This is a genomic window from Aminobacter sp. NyZ550, from assembly GCF_025628925.2.
GTDB lineage: Bacteria > Pseudomonadota > Alphaproteobacteria > Rhizobiales > Rhizobiaceae > Aminobacter > Aminobacter ciceronei.
Genome location: NZ_CP114190.1, coordinates 2,488,592 through 2,501,461, shown reverse-complemented (window position 1 = coordinate 2,501,461; position 12,870 = coordinate 2,488,592). Strand labels below are relative to the sequence as shown.

At 63.5% G+C, this 12,870-nt stretch carries 15 protein-coding genes; 8 read left to right on the top strand and 7 right to left on the bottom strand.

Going from position 1 to position 12,870, the window contains the following annotated elements:
- Positions 1-23 precede the first annotated feature (23 nt).
- From N7E70_RS12375 to N7E70_RS12355, 5 genes are all read left to right on the top strand, one after another.
- Positions 24-764 (top strand): AzlC family ABC transporter permease, encoded by a 741-nt coding sequence (locus N7E70_RS12375; RefSeq protein ID WP_263006518.1) that lies wholly within the window; start codon positions 24-26, stop codon positions 762-764.
- Positions 761-1,060: an AzlD family protein gene (locus N7E70_RS12370; protein ID WP_263006517.1), complete on the top strand. Its 300-nt coding sequence runs from the start codon at positions 761-763 to the stop codon at positions 1,058-1,060. Before N7E70_RS12375 ends, N7E70_RS12370 begins: the two co-directional genes overlap by 4 nt.
- A gap of 145 nt (positions 1,061-1,205) precedes the next feature.
- Complete coding sequence (locus N7E70_RS12365) at positions 1,206-2,828, top strand: ABC-F family ATP-binding cassette domain-containing protein (protein ID WP_067959867.1); 1,623 nt, start codon at positions 1,206-1,208, stop codon at positions 2,826-2,828.
- Positions 2,829-3,019: 191 nt separating this feature from the next.
- The gene (locus N7E70_RS12360) at positions 3,020-3,610 is read left to right on the top strand and encodes a VOC family protein (protein WP_263006516.1); all 591 of its coding nucleotides are present in this window, start codon (positions 3,020-3,022) and stop codon (positions 3,608-3,610) included.
- Positions 3,611-3,627: 17 nt separating this feature from the next.
- A complete protein-coding gene (locus N7E70_RS12355; RefSeq protein ID WP_263006515.1) occupies positions 3,628-4,317 on the top strand; it encodes a glutathione S-transferase family protein in 690 nt (229 codons plus the stop codon).
- A 63-nt stretch (positions 4,318-4,380) separates the two neighbouring features.
- On the opposite strand, the gene N7E70_RS12350 is transcribed toward N7E70_RS12355, so the two are convergent.
- The 4 genes from N7E70_RS12350 to N7E70_RS12335 form a co-directional block, all read right to left on the bottom strand.
- Positions 4,381-5,082: an outer membrane protein gene (locus tag N7E70_RS12350; RefSeq protein ID WP_263006514.1), complete on the bottom strand. Its 702-nt coding sequence runs from the start codon at positions 5,080-5,082 to the stop codon at positions 4,381-4,383.
- 139 nt (positions 5,083-5,221) lie between these two features.
- Positions 5,222-5,512 (bottom strand): HlyU family transcriptional regulator, encoded by a 291-nt coding sequence (locus N7E70_RS12345; RefSeq protein WP_067959855.1) that lies wholly within the window; start codon positions 5,510-5,512, stop codon positions 5,222-5,224.
- A 104-nt stretch (positions 5,513-5,616) separates the two neighbouring features.
- Entirely contained in the window at positions 5,617-5,910 is a 294-nt protein-coding gene (locus N7E70_RS12340) for a GYD domain-containing protein (protein ID WP_067959851.1), read from the bottom strand.
- Positions 5,911-6,041: 131 nt separating this feature from the next.
- Positions 6,042-6,935, bottom strand: a complete 894-nt coding sequence (locus tag N7E70_RS12335; protein ID WP_182573264.1) for a helix-turn-helix domain-containing protein — start codon at positions 6,933-6,935, stop codon at positions 6,042-6,044.
- A gap of 152 nt (positions 6,936-7,087) precedes the next feature.
- Between N7E70_RS12335 and N7E70_RS12330 the strand changes: the two genes are divergently transcribed.
- Positions 7,088-7,918, top strand: a complete 831-nt coding sequence (locus N7E70_RS12330; RefSeq protein WP_263006513.1) for an N-acyl homoserine lactonase family protein — start codon at positions 7,088-7,090, stop codon at positions 7,916-7,918.
- A gap of 24 nt (positions 7,919-7,942) precedes the next feature.
- Here the strand turns inward: N7E70_RS12330 and N7E70_RS12325 are convergent, their stop codons facing one another.
- Entirely contained in the window at positions 7,943-8,413 is a 471-nt protein-coding gene (locus N7E70_RS12325; protein WP_263006512.1) for a GNAT family N-acetyltransferase, read from the bottom strand.
- Positions 8,414-8,497: 84 nt separating this feature from the next.
- A complete protein-coding gene (locus N7E70_RS12320) occupies positions 8,498-9,109 on the bottom strand; it encodes a LysE family translocator (protein ID WP_192315216.1) in 612 nt (203 codons plus the stop codon).
- A 235-nt stretch (positions 9,110-9,344) separates the two neighbouring features.
- On the opposite strand from N7E70_RS12320, the gene N7E70_RS12315 reads away from it, so the two are divergent.
- Both N7E70_RS12315 and N7E70_RS12310 read left to right on the top strand, forming a co-directional pair.
- A complete protein-coding gene (locus N7E70_RS12315) occupies positions 9,345-9,614 on the top strand; it encodes a DUF2798 domain-containing protein (protein WP_263006511.1) in 270 nt (89 codons plus the stop codon).
- A 306-nt stretch (positions 9,615-9,920) separates the two neighbouring features.
- Positions 9,921-12,089, top strand: a complete 2,169-nt coding sequence (locus N7E70_RS12310; RefSeq protein WP_263006510.1) for a right-handed parallel beta-helix repeat-containing protein — start codon at positions 9,921-9,923, stop codon at positions 12,087-12,089.
- A gap of 42 nt (positions 12,090-12,131) precedes the next feature.
- Here N7E70_RS12310 and N7E70_RS12305 read toward each other — a convergent pair whose 3' ends face one another.
- On the bottom strand, positions 12,132-12,812 hold the full coding sequence (locus N7E70_RS12305) for a TetR/AcrR family transcriptional regulator (RefSeq protein ID WP_263006509.1): 681 nt from the start codon (positions 12,810-12,812) through the stop codon (positions 12,132-12,134).
- Positions 12,813-12,870 lie beyond the last annotated feature (58 nt).

Genomic DNA, 12,870 nt, shown 5'->3' with positions numbered 1-12,870 from the left:
CGCAAGGCGCGCGGGATGATTGCATGAGTGTTTCACAGGCCACATTGTCCGACCGGGCAGAAGGCGGCAGCGGTTCCGAGTTCTGGCGCGGCATGCGCTCTTGCACGCCGGTGCTGCTCGGCATCGTGCCTTATGCGCTGGTGCTTGGCGCCCAGGCGGCGCAGAAGGGGCTGAGCCCTGTCGAGGTGCCGTTGATGACCGGCCTGAACTTCGCCGGCGGCTCCGAATTCGCCGCGATCCAGGTGTGGACCTCGCCGCCGTATGTGCTGCTCATCGTCGCCATCACCTTCCTGGTCAACAGCCGCCACCTCTTGATGGGAGCGGCCCTTGCGCCGTTCCTGCGCCACCTGCCCAGGCGCAAGGTATTTCCGGCACTTTTCCTGATGTGCGACGAGAGCTGGGCGCTCGGGCTTGCCGACGCCAGGAAACGTGCTGCGGCGGGCTCAGGCCCGGCCTTCAGCCTGCCCTATTATGCCGGCGCATCGATCCCCTTCTACCTCGCCTGGGTCGTCTTCACCGGGCTTGGCGGCGCACTTGGCCCGGTGCTCGGCGACGTCGAGGCCTATGGCTTCGACATGGCTTTCCCGGCGGTGTTCCTTGTGCTGCTCGCCGGCATGTGGAAAGGCGTCGCCGCCGCACGGCCATGGCTGGTCAGCCTCGTCGTTGCCGCCATCGTCTATCTCCTGGTTCCCGGCGCCTGGTATGTCGCCGCCGGCGCATTGTCCGGCCTCGTTGCGGCCTATGTCCTGGCAGGTGAAGCATGATCGACCAGATCAACCTTCTCGCCATCGTCTTGATGGCCAGCGTCACATACCTCACCCGCATCGGCGGCTACGTCATGCTGCGCAACCGGACGCTGAGCCCGCGCGCCACTGCTGTCATGGAAGCAGCACCGGGCTGCGTGCTGATCTCGGTCATCGCGCCTGATTTTGTCTCCGACAATCCGGCCGATCTTCTGGCGCTCGCCATCACCGTGCTTGCGGCCAGGCGGCTGTCGATGCTGCCGACCGTCATCGTCGGCATCGCGTCGGCCGGCGTCCTGCGCCACTTGCTCGGTTAGCAAGATGCTTTTGTCTCCGGGCCGCCGGTGCCTGTGACATCGGCGGCCCTTGCGCGCCAAGGTGCAGAGTGCTTTACGGGCGATCTCTTTTGCGGGCGCAACCGATGGCGTGGTGACCCGACCAATCCTCTGGGTCCTACAAATCATGATTCGTCTCGAAAACATCGGCAAGCAGAACGGCAAGCAACTCGTCTTCATCGAGGCCTCGGCGGCCCTGCAGAAGGGCGAGAAGGTCGGCCTCGTCGGCCCGAACGGCGCCGGCAAGACGACACTGTTCCGCATGATCACTGGCCAGGAGCAGCCCGACGAAGGCCAGGTCTCGGTCGACCGCGGCGTCACCATCGGCTATTTCAGCCAGGATGTCGGCGACATGGCAGGCCGCAGCCCGGTCACCGAGGTGATGGACGGCGCCGGTCCGATCAGCGAGCTGATCGCCGAGATGCGCGAGCTGGAAGCGGCGATGGTCGATCCCGACCGCGCCGATGAGATGGACCAGATCATCGAGCGCTATGGCGAGGTCCAGGGCCGTTTCGAGGAGCTCGACGGCTATTCACTCGACGGCCGCGCCCGCGAGGTGCTCGACGGTCTCGGCTTCTCCCAGGAAATGATGGACGGCGACGTCGGCGCGCTCTCCGGCGGCTGGAAGATGCGCGTTGCACTCGCCAAGATCCTGTTGATGCGCCCCGACGCGCTTTTGCTCGACGAGCCGAGCAACCATCTCGACTTGGAAAGCCTGATCTGGCTCGAAGCCTTCCTCAAGAACTATGACGGCGCGCTTTTGATGACCTCGCACGACCGCGAGTTCATGAACCGCATCGTCAACAAGGTCGTCGAAATCGACGGCGGTTCGCTGACCGCCTACACCGGCAACTACGAGTTCTACCAGCAGCAGCGAGCGCTGGCCGACAAGCAGCAGCAGGCCCAGTTCGAACGCCAGCAGGCGATGCTGGCCAAGGAAATCGCCTTCATCGAACGCTTCAAGGCGCGCGCCTCGCACGCCGCCCAGGTGCAGAGCCGGGTCAAGAAGCTCGACAAGATCGACAAGGTCGAACCGCCCAAGCGCCGCCAGACAGTGTCGTTCGAATTCCAGCCGGCACCGCGCTCGGGCGAGGACGTGGTCACGCTCAAGAACGTGCACAAGAGCTATGGCTCGAAGACCATCTATGAAGGCCTCGACTTCCAGGTTCGCCGCAGGGAACGCTGGTGTATCATGGGCATCAACGGCGCCGGCAAGTCGACGCTGCTGAAGCTTGTCGCTGGCGCCTCCAATCCCGACAACGGCACGGTCGCGCGCGGCCCCAGCGTCAAGATGGGCTATTTCGCGCAGCACGCCATGGATCTGCTCGACGGCGATCGCACCGTATTCCAGCAGCTCGAGGACACCTTCCCGCAGGCCGGCCAGGCACCGTTGCGCGCGCTCGCCGGCTGCTTCGGCTTCTCCGGCGACGAGATCGAGAAGAAGTGCCGCGTGCTGTCAGGCGGCGAAAAGGCCCGCCTGGTGATGGCGATCATGCTGTTTGATCCGCCCAACCTGCTGGTGCTCGACGAGCCGACCAACCATCTGGATATCGCCACCAAGGAAATGCTGATTACTGCGCTCTCGCAATATGAGGGCACCATGCTGTTCGTCTCGCACGACCGCCATTTCCTCGCCGCCTTGTCCAATCGCGTGCTCGAGCTCACCCCTGACGGCATCCACACCTATGGCGGCGGCTACACCGAATATGTCGAGCGCACCGGCCAGGAAGCCCCCGGCCTCAGGAGCTGAGCTGACGCTCTGGCGCCAAGGCTTCGTTCGCACGCGGCACACACAGACCCCGGCCCAATGCCGGGGTTTTTTGTTTGAAATTCGATTGCAGCGTGCACGTCCAAGTGTCAGCAAGACCTGACAGCGCCACTCCTTCGGTCTATTGCTTGTGATGGGGCTTGTGCGACACTGCTGCCGACGGAGGATTGCACATGCGAAAGCTCCAGACGCAAGGCGTACACCACATCACCCTTGTCGGCGCTGACCGGAACACCTCGATCGACTTCTGGGAAGGCATTTTGGGCATGCCTTTCATCTTCGAGCAACCCAATCTCGACAAGGCAAGCGAGAGCCACCTCTATTTCGATCCCGGCGACGGCCGCCTGATCACCATCTTCACCGACGAGAACCGCAAGCCTGACCCGAAGCGGACGCCGACCGACATCGGCTGCGTGCACCACATCGCCTTCTCTGTCTCGCGGGTGACGTTCCTGCAGGCCGTCGAGCGCCTCGACGAGCGCGCCATCAAGCACAGCGGCGTCAAGGATCGCGGCTTCATGGATTCGATCTATTTCGAGGATCCCCTCGGCCTCCTGATCGAGCTCGCCTCCTACCGGTTCGAGCCGCCGGCGGGGCATACCCATGCCGACGTTTTGATGGAGGCGCACAAGGTCAGGGTCGCCCGCGGTGACTACAACATCGCGGAAATCCACCTTGCCGACGCCATCGAGGCGCTCACCGAGCGCAGCCGGTCGACCCTGTCGGCCGGGCGGGAACCCAAGGATCCCTATCGCAAGAGCTGAACCCGGGAGAAGCTGACATGGCCGACATCACGCTCAACGTCATCAAGCCAAGCGTCAACAACTTGAGCGCGCGGGTGTTCCTGCGTGCCTCGGGACTCGGCTTCACCGAAAAGGACGTCTACGGCCAGACCCGCACGCCGGAATATCTCGCTGCATGTCCGGCCCATCTCACACCGATGATCGAAAGCGCCGAATTGCCAAACGGCGTGTTGTGGGAGAGCTGCGCCATCATGCAGTACCTCTCCAACAAGCACGGACTGGACAACCTCTACCCCAGGGATGCCGAGCGGCGCGCGATGATCGACAGCGCGATGTTCTACCTCATCGGCACATTCTATCCCTATCTCGCGCGCGCCACCTACCCGGCACTCAACTTCCCGCAATATCCCGGCGAAGTCGGCCACAGCGACGCTGACGCGCCGACAAAGGAAAAGGCGCGCCAGGCCGCCGTCGAAGCCCTCGCCGAGCCGCTCGACGTGTTTCGCTCCTTCTACATCAAGGACAAGCCCTTCATCGGCGGCGACAGCCCGTCAATCGCCGACATCAGGCTCGCCGCGACCCTGGAGTTCCTCGCCGTCATCGACTATCCGCTGCCGGCCTGGGCAAGGGCCTATGTTGCGGCCATGGAGAAATCGCTGGGCGACGCCTACACCGAACCAGCCAGCGACGTGCGCGGCTACATCGGTTATGTCAGGTCGCTCGGCTAGGCTTGGCCACAGCCCTCGGAAACAAAAAAACCCGGCGCGAGGCCAGGGTTGATATGGCGCGCCTCAGAACTTGTAGTTCAGGCCGATCTTGACGGCGTGGACGTTGAAATCGCCCTCATAGGTGCGAAACGGAATGGGATCGTCCAGCGCCACGTCGCCCGAGAAGTGATAGAACTGGTACTCGCCCTTCACCGACCACTTGTCGTTCAGCGCATGCTCCACGCCGCCGCCAATCGTCCAGCCGGTCAGCGTCTTGGATCCACGTGAGTTGAAGGTGTTCGGGTCCGTGAAGTCGCTCATTTCGAGCCGCGTAAAGCCAATGCCCGCCTTGCCATAGAACAAGGTGCGGTCGACCGCGTAGCCGGCACGGCCGGTGATGCTGGCAAGGAACGAATACTCGTTGTCGTTGCGCGCACCATTGTCCGTCTCGGCGGGAAATTCGTTGATCCTGGAGCTCCCATCCGCCCAGGAGTAGGACAGATCGCCCTCCAGGCCGAGAACCCATGAACCCCACTGATGGGTGTAGCCGACCTGGGCACCCAGCAGGCCGCCGCGGGCCTCGGGATACGCTGTCTCGAAGCGTCCGATGACAGGGTGCGGATAAGCACCGTCACCACTGCCCCAAGAGTAGCCGCCATGAACGCCGGCATAGAAGCCGGTCCAGTTGTAAGGTGCTGCCACCGGGTCAGCTGCGACCGCATCGGCAGCCACGCCGGCGCCGGTTGCGGCGAAGAGGATCGACGAGGCGAGAAGAACGGCTTTCATGAGCATTCCCAGATTCGGATGCGACAACCCTAGGGTTTCAAGAATCCGCCATGCAAGGCAGGATCGAACAGAAAGCTCTCATTGCGACAAAAAGTTGCATTAGGGCAACATGATGAAGCGGCACGAGGCGCGCGCTCCGTCAGCCGAACATGCGTTCGCCCTGCTCGTCGACGAGCTGACGGCCCTTGGTCAGCGACACCTCGACCGCGTCGTCGAGCGCTGCGAAACGGTCGGCGCGGATGAACTTGTGTTCCTTGACCACGCCCTCGACATCCTTGGAAACGATGCCGCAGGTCTGGAACTGGCCGCCTTCCTTGTACGGCATCGCCTTGATGGCAAAGCCCTTGTATTCGATCTCCTTGGCCACCGCTGCCGTCTGGGTCTCGACAGAGCTCCCGCCCCCGCCAAAAAGTCTCTTCAGAAACGACATCTGGTTCTTCCCGTTGTTTTTCCGAAGCTTAGACGGTCATCTTGATTCAGTCGAGGCGTTTCGAGCCACGGCGCAGGCAGCGGGCTTGCGCCGTGGCGATCCGCCTAGCCCATCGAAGCGATAATCTCGCGATAGGCAAGTTCGGGGAAGGCTTTCAGCGTGCGTGTCCTGATGTTGCCGGCCTGTCCCAGGATCAGCGCGAAACGCGCCACCACCGCATCGTCGGGCGCCTCCGCGACCGCCACCATGTCGTACTCGCCCATGGTCAGATAGAATTGCTTGAATGAGCCGCCCATTTCACCGAGCAGCTTCTTGGCCGCGTCGAGCCGCTTGGGCGACGAGCGAACGTCGCGCACGCCCTGGTCGGTCCAGTTGATCAGCATGATGTATGTCGTCACTGCACACCTCCCTCCGGTGCCACGGAGCACGGCATGAAGGCCGGGGCGGGCATCCGGGTCATCGCCCTAAAATGCATCCACGGAGAGGCAGTATCCTCCCCCGCCGGCCTTCCGGCAAGGTTTTGCGCGGATCAACCCTGCTGCGTTGGCTGGCGCAGCCGGACTTCAGCCGGAGACGCGCCATAGACCGCCTGGAAGCGGCGGGCGAAATGTGACCTCGAAGCGTATCCGGCGGCATCGGCCGCATCGGTGATGTTGCCCTCGCCGCGCGCCAGCATCTCATGCGCCAGTTGCATCCTGGCCGACGCCTGGACGCCGCGCAACGAGGTGCCCGCTTCGACCAGCTTGCGCCGCAGCGTCGAGGCGCCGACACCGAGCTCTCGCCCGATCTCCTCGGCCGTCCAGCGCCTGGCCGGCGCGCGCGCCACCAGCCATGCTGCGCGCTCGGCCAGCGACTGCGCAAACAGCGGCTGTGCCACCGGCAACTTCCTGAGCAGGATCAGCACTTCGGCGAGGCGATGTTCGGCCAGCACCGCGGCATGATCGGACCCGCCGAGCGAGATGGCGGCATGGCCGAGCGCATCGACGAGTTCCTGAGACAGTGGCACGCGCAGGTCGAAGCCGACGACTGGGCGGGCAGCGCCCGGCATTTCCTGCACCCATTTCGGCACCTGGGTGACCTCGAGCAGCAGCGACTCGTAGAGGCCGTTGGCTTCAGAGGGAATGTTGACCGCGTCGAACGGCGTACCCGCCGGCAGCACGAACACATCACCCGCCACGAAACGCTGGCCGGCGTCGCCAAGCCAGAACTCCTTTTCGCCGCTAAGCACGATGCCGATTCTCGGCATTTCCGAAACAACGCTCACCAGTCGCTCGCGCTCGATACAGCAATAGCTGAACAGTTGGCGGGCGAATGTGTGCAGCCCCGGCCCGCGCGCCGTGCGGCTCGACATCTCCAGCGGCCGCAGGAGTTGCAGCAGGCGTCGCGACAATGTGCTTTGGGCGTCTTCGACTGGTTTGAGCATACCCCAACAGTAGCACCGGCAATGGCGCTGTCGACGTCACTTTGAGCGTTTCGGGTACATATCGCCGCCATTCCGGGCACGCTCGCCCTGCGCCAGCAGGCCATTTTGCGCGGCGTCGGCAATCGCCGCAGCCGCATTCAAGGAGATCCCAAGTGAAAACTGCACAATTTCTGCTGGCCGCCATGCTGGCCCTGCCGGCCATGGACACCGCTCAGGCCGCCGAGATCGAACTCTGGCGCTTCGATTGTGGATCGATCAAGATCAGCGATCTCTCCGCCTTCTCCGACACGTTGCGCTATCAGGGCGAACAACGCACGCTGACCGACAGCTGCTACCTGATCCGCCACGACGCATCCTACATGCTGTGGGACACCGGCCTGCCGGCCGCACTGCTCGGCGCATCGCAGGAGGGCAACGGCATGAAGCCGAGCCTGTCAAAGACGATCAAGGACCAGTTGTCCGAGATCGGCGTGGCGCCTGACAAGATCGAAACCGTCGGCATCAGCCACAACCATTTCGACCATGTCGGCCAGGCCACCGACTTCCCGCAGGCCAGGTTGCTGATCGGCAAGGCCGACCTCGACGGCTTTCGCGCCGAACCGCCGGCCTTCGCCGTCGACCCGTCGCTGGTCAAGCCATGGCTCGACGGCAAGGCGCCGGTCAATACAGTCGAAGGCGACAAGGATGTGTTCGGCGACGGCTCCGTCGTCATGCTGTCGACGCCCGGCCACACCCATGGAAGCTACTCGCTGCTTGTCCGGCTCGCCGGCAAGGGAGCCGTGCTGTTGAGCGGCGACACCGTACATTTCGAGGAGCAGTTCACGAACAACGGCGTGCCGCCCTTCAACGTCGACAGAGCACAGTCGCTGGCCTCGATGGGCAGGCTTCAGGACATGGCGAAGGCGCTTGATGCGACGCTCGTCGTCCAGCATGATGCCAACGACATCGCCAAGCTGCCCGCATTCCCGGCGAGCGCGAAGTAAGCGGAAACTCCGGGGCGGCGCTGATCAGGCGGCGGCCGCGCCGAACTGCTTTTCCATGAACACGCTGAGCGGGTCCTCGCGGTAGTCGCCGAAGGGCCCGCGACGGACAAAGCCCTGGCGCTCATAGAGCGCCAGGGCTTCATGATTGTCGATGCCGGTTTCCAGGCGCAACAACGACTGGCCAGCCTCGATCACCCGCGCCTCGAGGTCTGCGAGAACGGCCTTGGAAATGCCCTTGCCCCTGGCTTCAGGTACCACCCACATGCGCTTGAGCTCGGCAAAATCGTCCGACAGCGCGACGGCCCCGGTGGCGAGTGCCGTGCCCTGCCTGTCGCGGGCAACGACGAAGCGCACATTGGGCGCCCGCAACGCCTCGAGCGGCAGGAAGTGGTTGCTTTCGGCAGGATAAAGCGAAGCGCCATAGGCGTCGCCCGCCTCCAAAAGCGCGATCACGTCAGGCTTGGCTGGATCTTCCAGGGCAATTTGGAACTGCATTTCGTCCGGCTCGGCTCACAATGGCATCGAACCCGACTAAAGCGCAGCCACGACGGCCGGGCAACCCGGCCGACAGGACCACTTTCAGCGTTCCGTCAGGGCCAGCTTGGCGCCGAGCATGACAAAGGCGGCGGCGAACGTCCGCCGCATCCAGGTCATGACGCGCGGGCTACCCGTCACCTTGTCGCGCACGGCCGCTGCACACAGGCCGTAGATGGCGAAGATGACGAAGGTCGCCAGCATGAATACACCGGACAGTTCGAGCATGCGTCCCAGCACGTTGGCTTCGTTGGGCGCAATGAACTGCGGCAGGAAGGCAACGAAGAAGATCGACAGCTTCGGGTTCAACACGTTGATCAGGATGCCGTCGACCAGTACCTGCCATGCGCTGCGCGGATCGGCATCGGCCTCGACCTTCAGCGCGCCCTGCTCACGCAGGCTTTGCCAGGCCATGTAGAGCAGATAGGCAACGCCGGCATATTTGACGACCTCGAACAACAGCGCGCTGGTGTGCAGCAGCGCGGCAAGGCCGGTCAGCGCGGCGATCAGATGCGGCACGATGCCGAGCGTGCAGGCGAATGCCGCAAGCATGCTCGCCTTGCCGCCGCGCGACAGCCCCGCCGCCAGTGTGTAGACGACGCCCGTGCCAGGCGATGCGACGATGATCAGTGTGGTCAGCAGGAATTCGATCGACACTGGTGTCCTCCCTCAAGGTGCGGCGACCATAAAGCAAGACCTTCACCGGCAAAAGCCACCCGAAAAGCTATGCCCGGCACCGTTGCATTCCGCAACGGTCAAAGCTATCTAGGTCGCGCTGCGTTCCATGCATGCCGTAAGCGTCTCACGTCAAGCAACGCATTCAACCGGTCGCGACCGGGAGGAATGCCATGACTTGCACTCTCGTGATCGACTGCTTCCAATGAGTGATCCCATGAGCTTACGTTCCCATCCCCGCACATGCGGGAAGCTGCCCGCGCGTTATGCCGCCATCATCATGCCACTGGTGCTCTCGGTGCTGATGTCGTCTGTCGTCTCGGCCATCTCGACGCTGAAGAGCCTTGGGCCGACGCCGGCCTTCCTGTCGACCTGGCCCGCCGCCTGGGCTCTGTCCTGGCTGGTGGCGTTCCCGACGCTGCTTCTGGTCCTGCCGCTGGTCAGGCGCATCGTGGCACTTGTCGTCGCGGCACCTAAGGCAAACTAGAAGCGAAACGCGCCGGGCGGCATGAGCGGCTGCCCCGGCGCGCGGTCTGGCCCAATGGAAAGCCAATTTGCCGCAGCAGTCGGCAACGACCGCTGCGGTCCGGCGCGTGGTCGCCATCTGCCCCAGCGTCCGCAGCGGTTTCTAACAAACCAACCCAGCAACGGCCTAAATTAGCATCAACGCATTGAAACAAAAGGAAAAACGTCGTCAACAGGCGACGCCCGTACAGTCTCCGATTTAATCTGGACTCTTCAATTCAGGTATTTTAGCTCACCGACGTTCAATCGGAAATTTGAAGTACCTGCCATGAAATTCCCAAGCCTGTTTGCAGTGGCGCTGGCCTCCGGCACCGCCCTTTCGACCTGCGCCTTTGCGCAAGCCCAGCAGCCGATCCTCGAACTCGAAGGCAACCTTGCCTATGGCGTCGGCAATGGCGGCATCGGTATCTTCATGCCGTTCCTGCTCGACAACGGCAATGGCGTCTTCTTCGACGCCAGCGGCCGCTTCGTCGAAGGTTCGGCACGGCAGGCCTCGTTCGGCATGGGCTACCGCCACCGTGTCGAAGGTGGCTGGCTGCTCGGCGGCTATGGCTATCTCGACGTCTTCAACAGCGAACACGGCAACAGCTTCAACCAGCTGTCATTCGGCGTCGAAGCGCTGGGCCCGGTCTACGAAGCGCGCGCCAACGCCTATCTCCCCCTCGGCGACGACAAGGTCGCAGCAAGCCTGAGCCACGCCTTCGTCTCCGGCAGCGAACTCAAGTTCCAGGCCGGCCGCGAATTCGCCCGCACCGGCGCCGACACGGAAGTCGGCCTGCGCTTGCCCGTCTTCCCCGAAAGCATGAACGCCGAGATGAAGGTTTTCGGCGGCGCCTACTGGTATGATGGCGCGCGCGGCCTCGACGACACGCTTGGCGTCAAGGCGCGCACCGAGGTCAGCTTCTCCGGCCTGCCCGGTGTCTCCGGTTCGATGCTGGCGCTCGGCGCCTCGATTTCCTACGACAATGAGGACCAGACCGAATTCGGCCTCACCGCGCGGCTGCGTGTGCCACTCGGCGGATCGAGCCGCACCGGCAAGGCCGCCTTCGATCCGATGTTCCAGCGCGTCGAACGTGCCGATTTCATCCGCACGTATGCTGACAGCGATGGCGTGAACGAGGCCGCTGAGTTTGTCCACGGCGGTCAGGCCGTCGGCAAGGTCGTCCCGATCTCGCAGGCAGCGGGTGATGCGGCAGCCATCAATGCAGCACTCAGCACCGCCGGCACCAACGCGCTTGTGCTGGCCAATGGCGGCATCACGCTCGGCCAGGCGCTGCAGCTCGGCGCCGGCCAGCACATGGTCGGCGGCGGCGGATCGATCGCCGTACGCGGCGCCAACAGTCGCATAGAGGCCGCGTTCCGCAATGGCGGCGACGCAGCTAAGCTGACTGGCACCAACGCCGCCGCCCACGTCGTCGGCATGGCCTCGGGCAGCGAGATCGCCGGACTGACCATCACCGGCGGCCTCGCCGGCATCGCCAGCAGCGATACCTCCAACATCTCGATCCGCGACGTCGACATCTCGAAGACCGCGGGCGACGGCATCCGCCTCGACAACGTCACCGGCGCCACGATATCAGGCGCCAACATCCACGACCTCTACATCTGCAACAGCAACACCAATTGCGAGTTCGCGGTCGGCCGGCCGAATCGCGCGCCGCACGCCGCGATCGCCGCGCTCGGCACCAGCGGGCTGACCGTCCGCGATACGGTGATCGACAGCGTCACCTATGGCATCTTCGCCGGCAGCCGCATCGACCAGAGCGACTGGCCGGAGGTGATCACCCACGCCGCCAGCGACATCGTCATCGACAACGTCAGGATCAGCAAGTCGCGCCGCGAAGGCATCCTGCTCGTCGCCGCCAACGACGTGACGATGAACAAAGTCACCGTCGACAATTCCGAACAGGGCCTGGATATGGACTTGGTGGTGCTCCAGGGCACCTCCAATGTCTCCATCACCGACATGACGCTCAAGGGCGGCATCAACGGGCTGATGCTCGTCACCGCCTCGACCCTGCCTGAGAATGCGGTGACGACCAACGTCAATGTCCACGGCCTCACCATCGACGGCACCCGCAACGCCGGCATCTTCCTCAACCCCGTCTCCGGCATCAGCTTCAAGGACGTCACCATCACCAATGCCGGCACCTATGGTGCCTACATCTACGGCAGCGAGTGGGACTTCCTCGGCGGCCCGGTCAAGAACATCGACTTCGGCAACATGCGCGTCGAAGGCGCCAGCAAGGCAGGTCTCTATTTCTCAGGCCCTGCCGAGAACATCCGCGGCAATATCACCGTCGTCGACACGCCGCTCAACTGCCTCGCCGATCAGGGCGCCTGGTCGGGCACTTCGCTGACCCAGACCGACGGCTCGGTGCTGAAGCTCAACGGCACGGCGATCGAAGCGAACAAGCTGAAGACCACCTGCAAGTGACAAACGCGATCCGCGCGGCATCCGTCGCGTGGGTCCCTCCCGTCATACCCTCTGCCTGAGGCCGGCGACGAAGGTCGTCACCAGAAGCGTGATCTGCTCCGACACGTCCCCTCGCCGACCCTCGATGGCATCGGTCGCGTAGCCGACCGTCACGATGCCGTGGACGCTTGACCACAAGGCATGCGCGGCCGTTCCCCTCAGACGCGGATCGGTAATCAGCCCGCTCTTTTCCAGGATGTCGGCAATCAGCAAGAAGCTGCTCGAAAGCCGCTCCTCGTATGCCCTGGTTTCGTCCGAGGGCTCACCCGCAAGGCCAGTGGCCAGAAGTGACTGCCAGCTTCCCGGGTTCTCAACGACGAAACGCTGATAGATCCCGGCCAGTGCCAGAAGCAGCCGGACCGGATCGGTCACGCCCTGACGCTCCAGGTCGCCAAGCACCTGATTGCCGACGGTATCAAGTCGTTCGAGCAACCTCGTGTTGACCGCCCGCAAGATACCGGTCAGGTCCCCGAACAGATTGTAGATCGAGCCGACCGCGATCCCGGCCTCGCTGGCGATCGTGCGCGCCTGCAGCTTGGCAGCCCCCCCTTCGTTGAGCAGCCTTTCGGCGATGCCGAGCACCCGCTCCTTCGTCTCGTTGCGATCCAGCGCCATCTTGTTTCCTGCCAATGTTGAAGGCCCGCCATTGCCATCCAGATAGCACAACGCCGCCAAAATGAACATCGTTCAAAATACCCCTTGAACAATGTTCATTTTGTGGTAGCCTTCAAATATGAACAGT

Bases quoted from the DNA above. Each gene is read 5' to 3' on its own strand.
- N7E70_RS12375 (WP_263006518.1), top strand. From the start codon at position 24: ATGAGTGTTTCACAGGCCACATTGTCCGACCGGGCAGAAGGCGGCAGC.
- N7E70_RS12370 (WP_263006517.1), top strand. From the start codon at position 761: ATGATCGACCAGATCAACCTTCTCGCCATCGTCTTGATGGCCAGCGTC.
- N7E70_RS12365 (WP_067959867.1), top strand. From the start codon at position 1,206: ATGATTCGTCTCGAAAACATCGGCAAGCAGAACGGCAAGCAACTCGTC.
- N7E70_RS12360 (WP_263006516.1), top strand. From the start codon at position 3,020: ATGCGAAAGCTCCAGACGCAAGGCGTACACCACATCACCCTTGTCGGC.
- N7E70_RS12355 (WP_263006515.1), top strand. From the start codon at position 3,628: ATGGCCGACATCACGCTCAACGTCATCAAGCCAAGCGTCAACAACTTG.
- N7E70_RS12350 (WP_263006514.1), bottom strand. From the start codon at position 5,082: ATGAAAGCCGTTCTTCTCGCCTCGTCGATCCTCTTCGCCGCAACCGGC.
- N7E70_RS12345 (WP_067959855.1), bottom strand. From the start codon at position 5,512: ATGTCGTTTCTGAAGAGACTTTTTGGCGGGGGCGGGAGCTCTGTCGAG.
- N7E70_RS12335 (WP_182573264.1), bottom strand. From the start codon at position 6,935: ATGCTCAAACCAGTCGAAGACGCCCAAAGCACATTGTCGCGACGCCTG.
- N7E70_RS12325 (WP_263006512.1), bottom strand. From the start codon at position 8,413: ATGCAGTTCCAAATTGCCCTGGAAGATCCAGCCAAGCCTGACGTGATC.
- N7E70_RS12315 (WP_263006511.1), top strand. From the start codon at position 9,345: ATGAGCTTACGTTCCCATCCCCGCACATGCGGGAAGCTGCCCGCGCGT.
- N7E70_RS12310 (WP_263006510.1), top strand. From the start codon at position 9,921: ATGAAATTCCCAAGCCTGTTTGCAGTGGCGCTGGCCTCCGGCACCGCC.
- N7E70_RS12305 (WP_263006509.1), bottom strand. From the start codon at position 12,812: ATGTTCATTTTGGCGGCGTTGTGCTATCTGGATGGCAATGGCGGGCCT.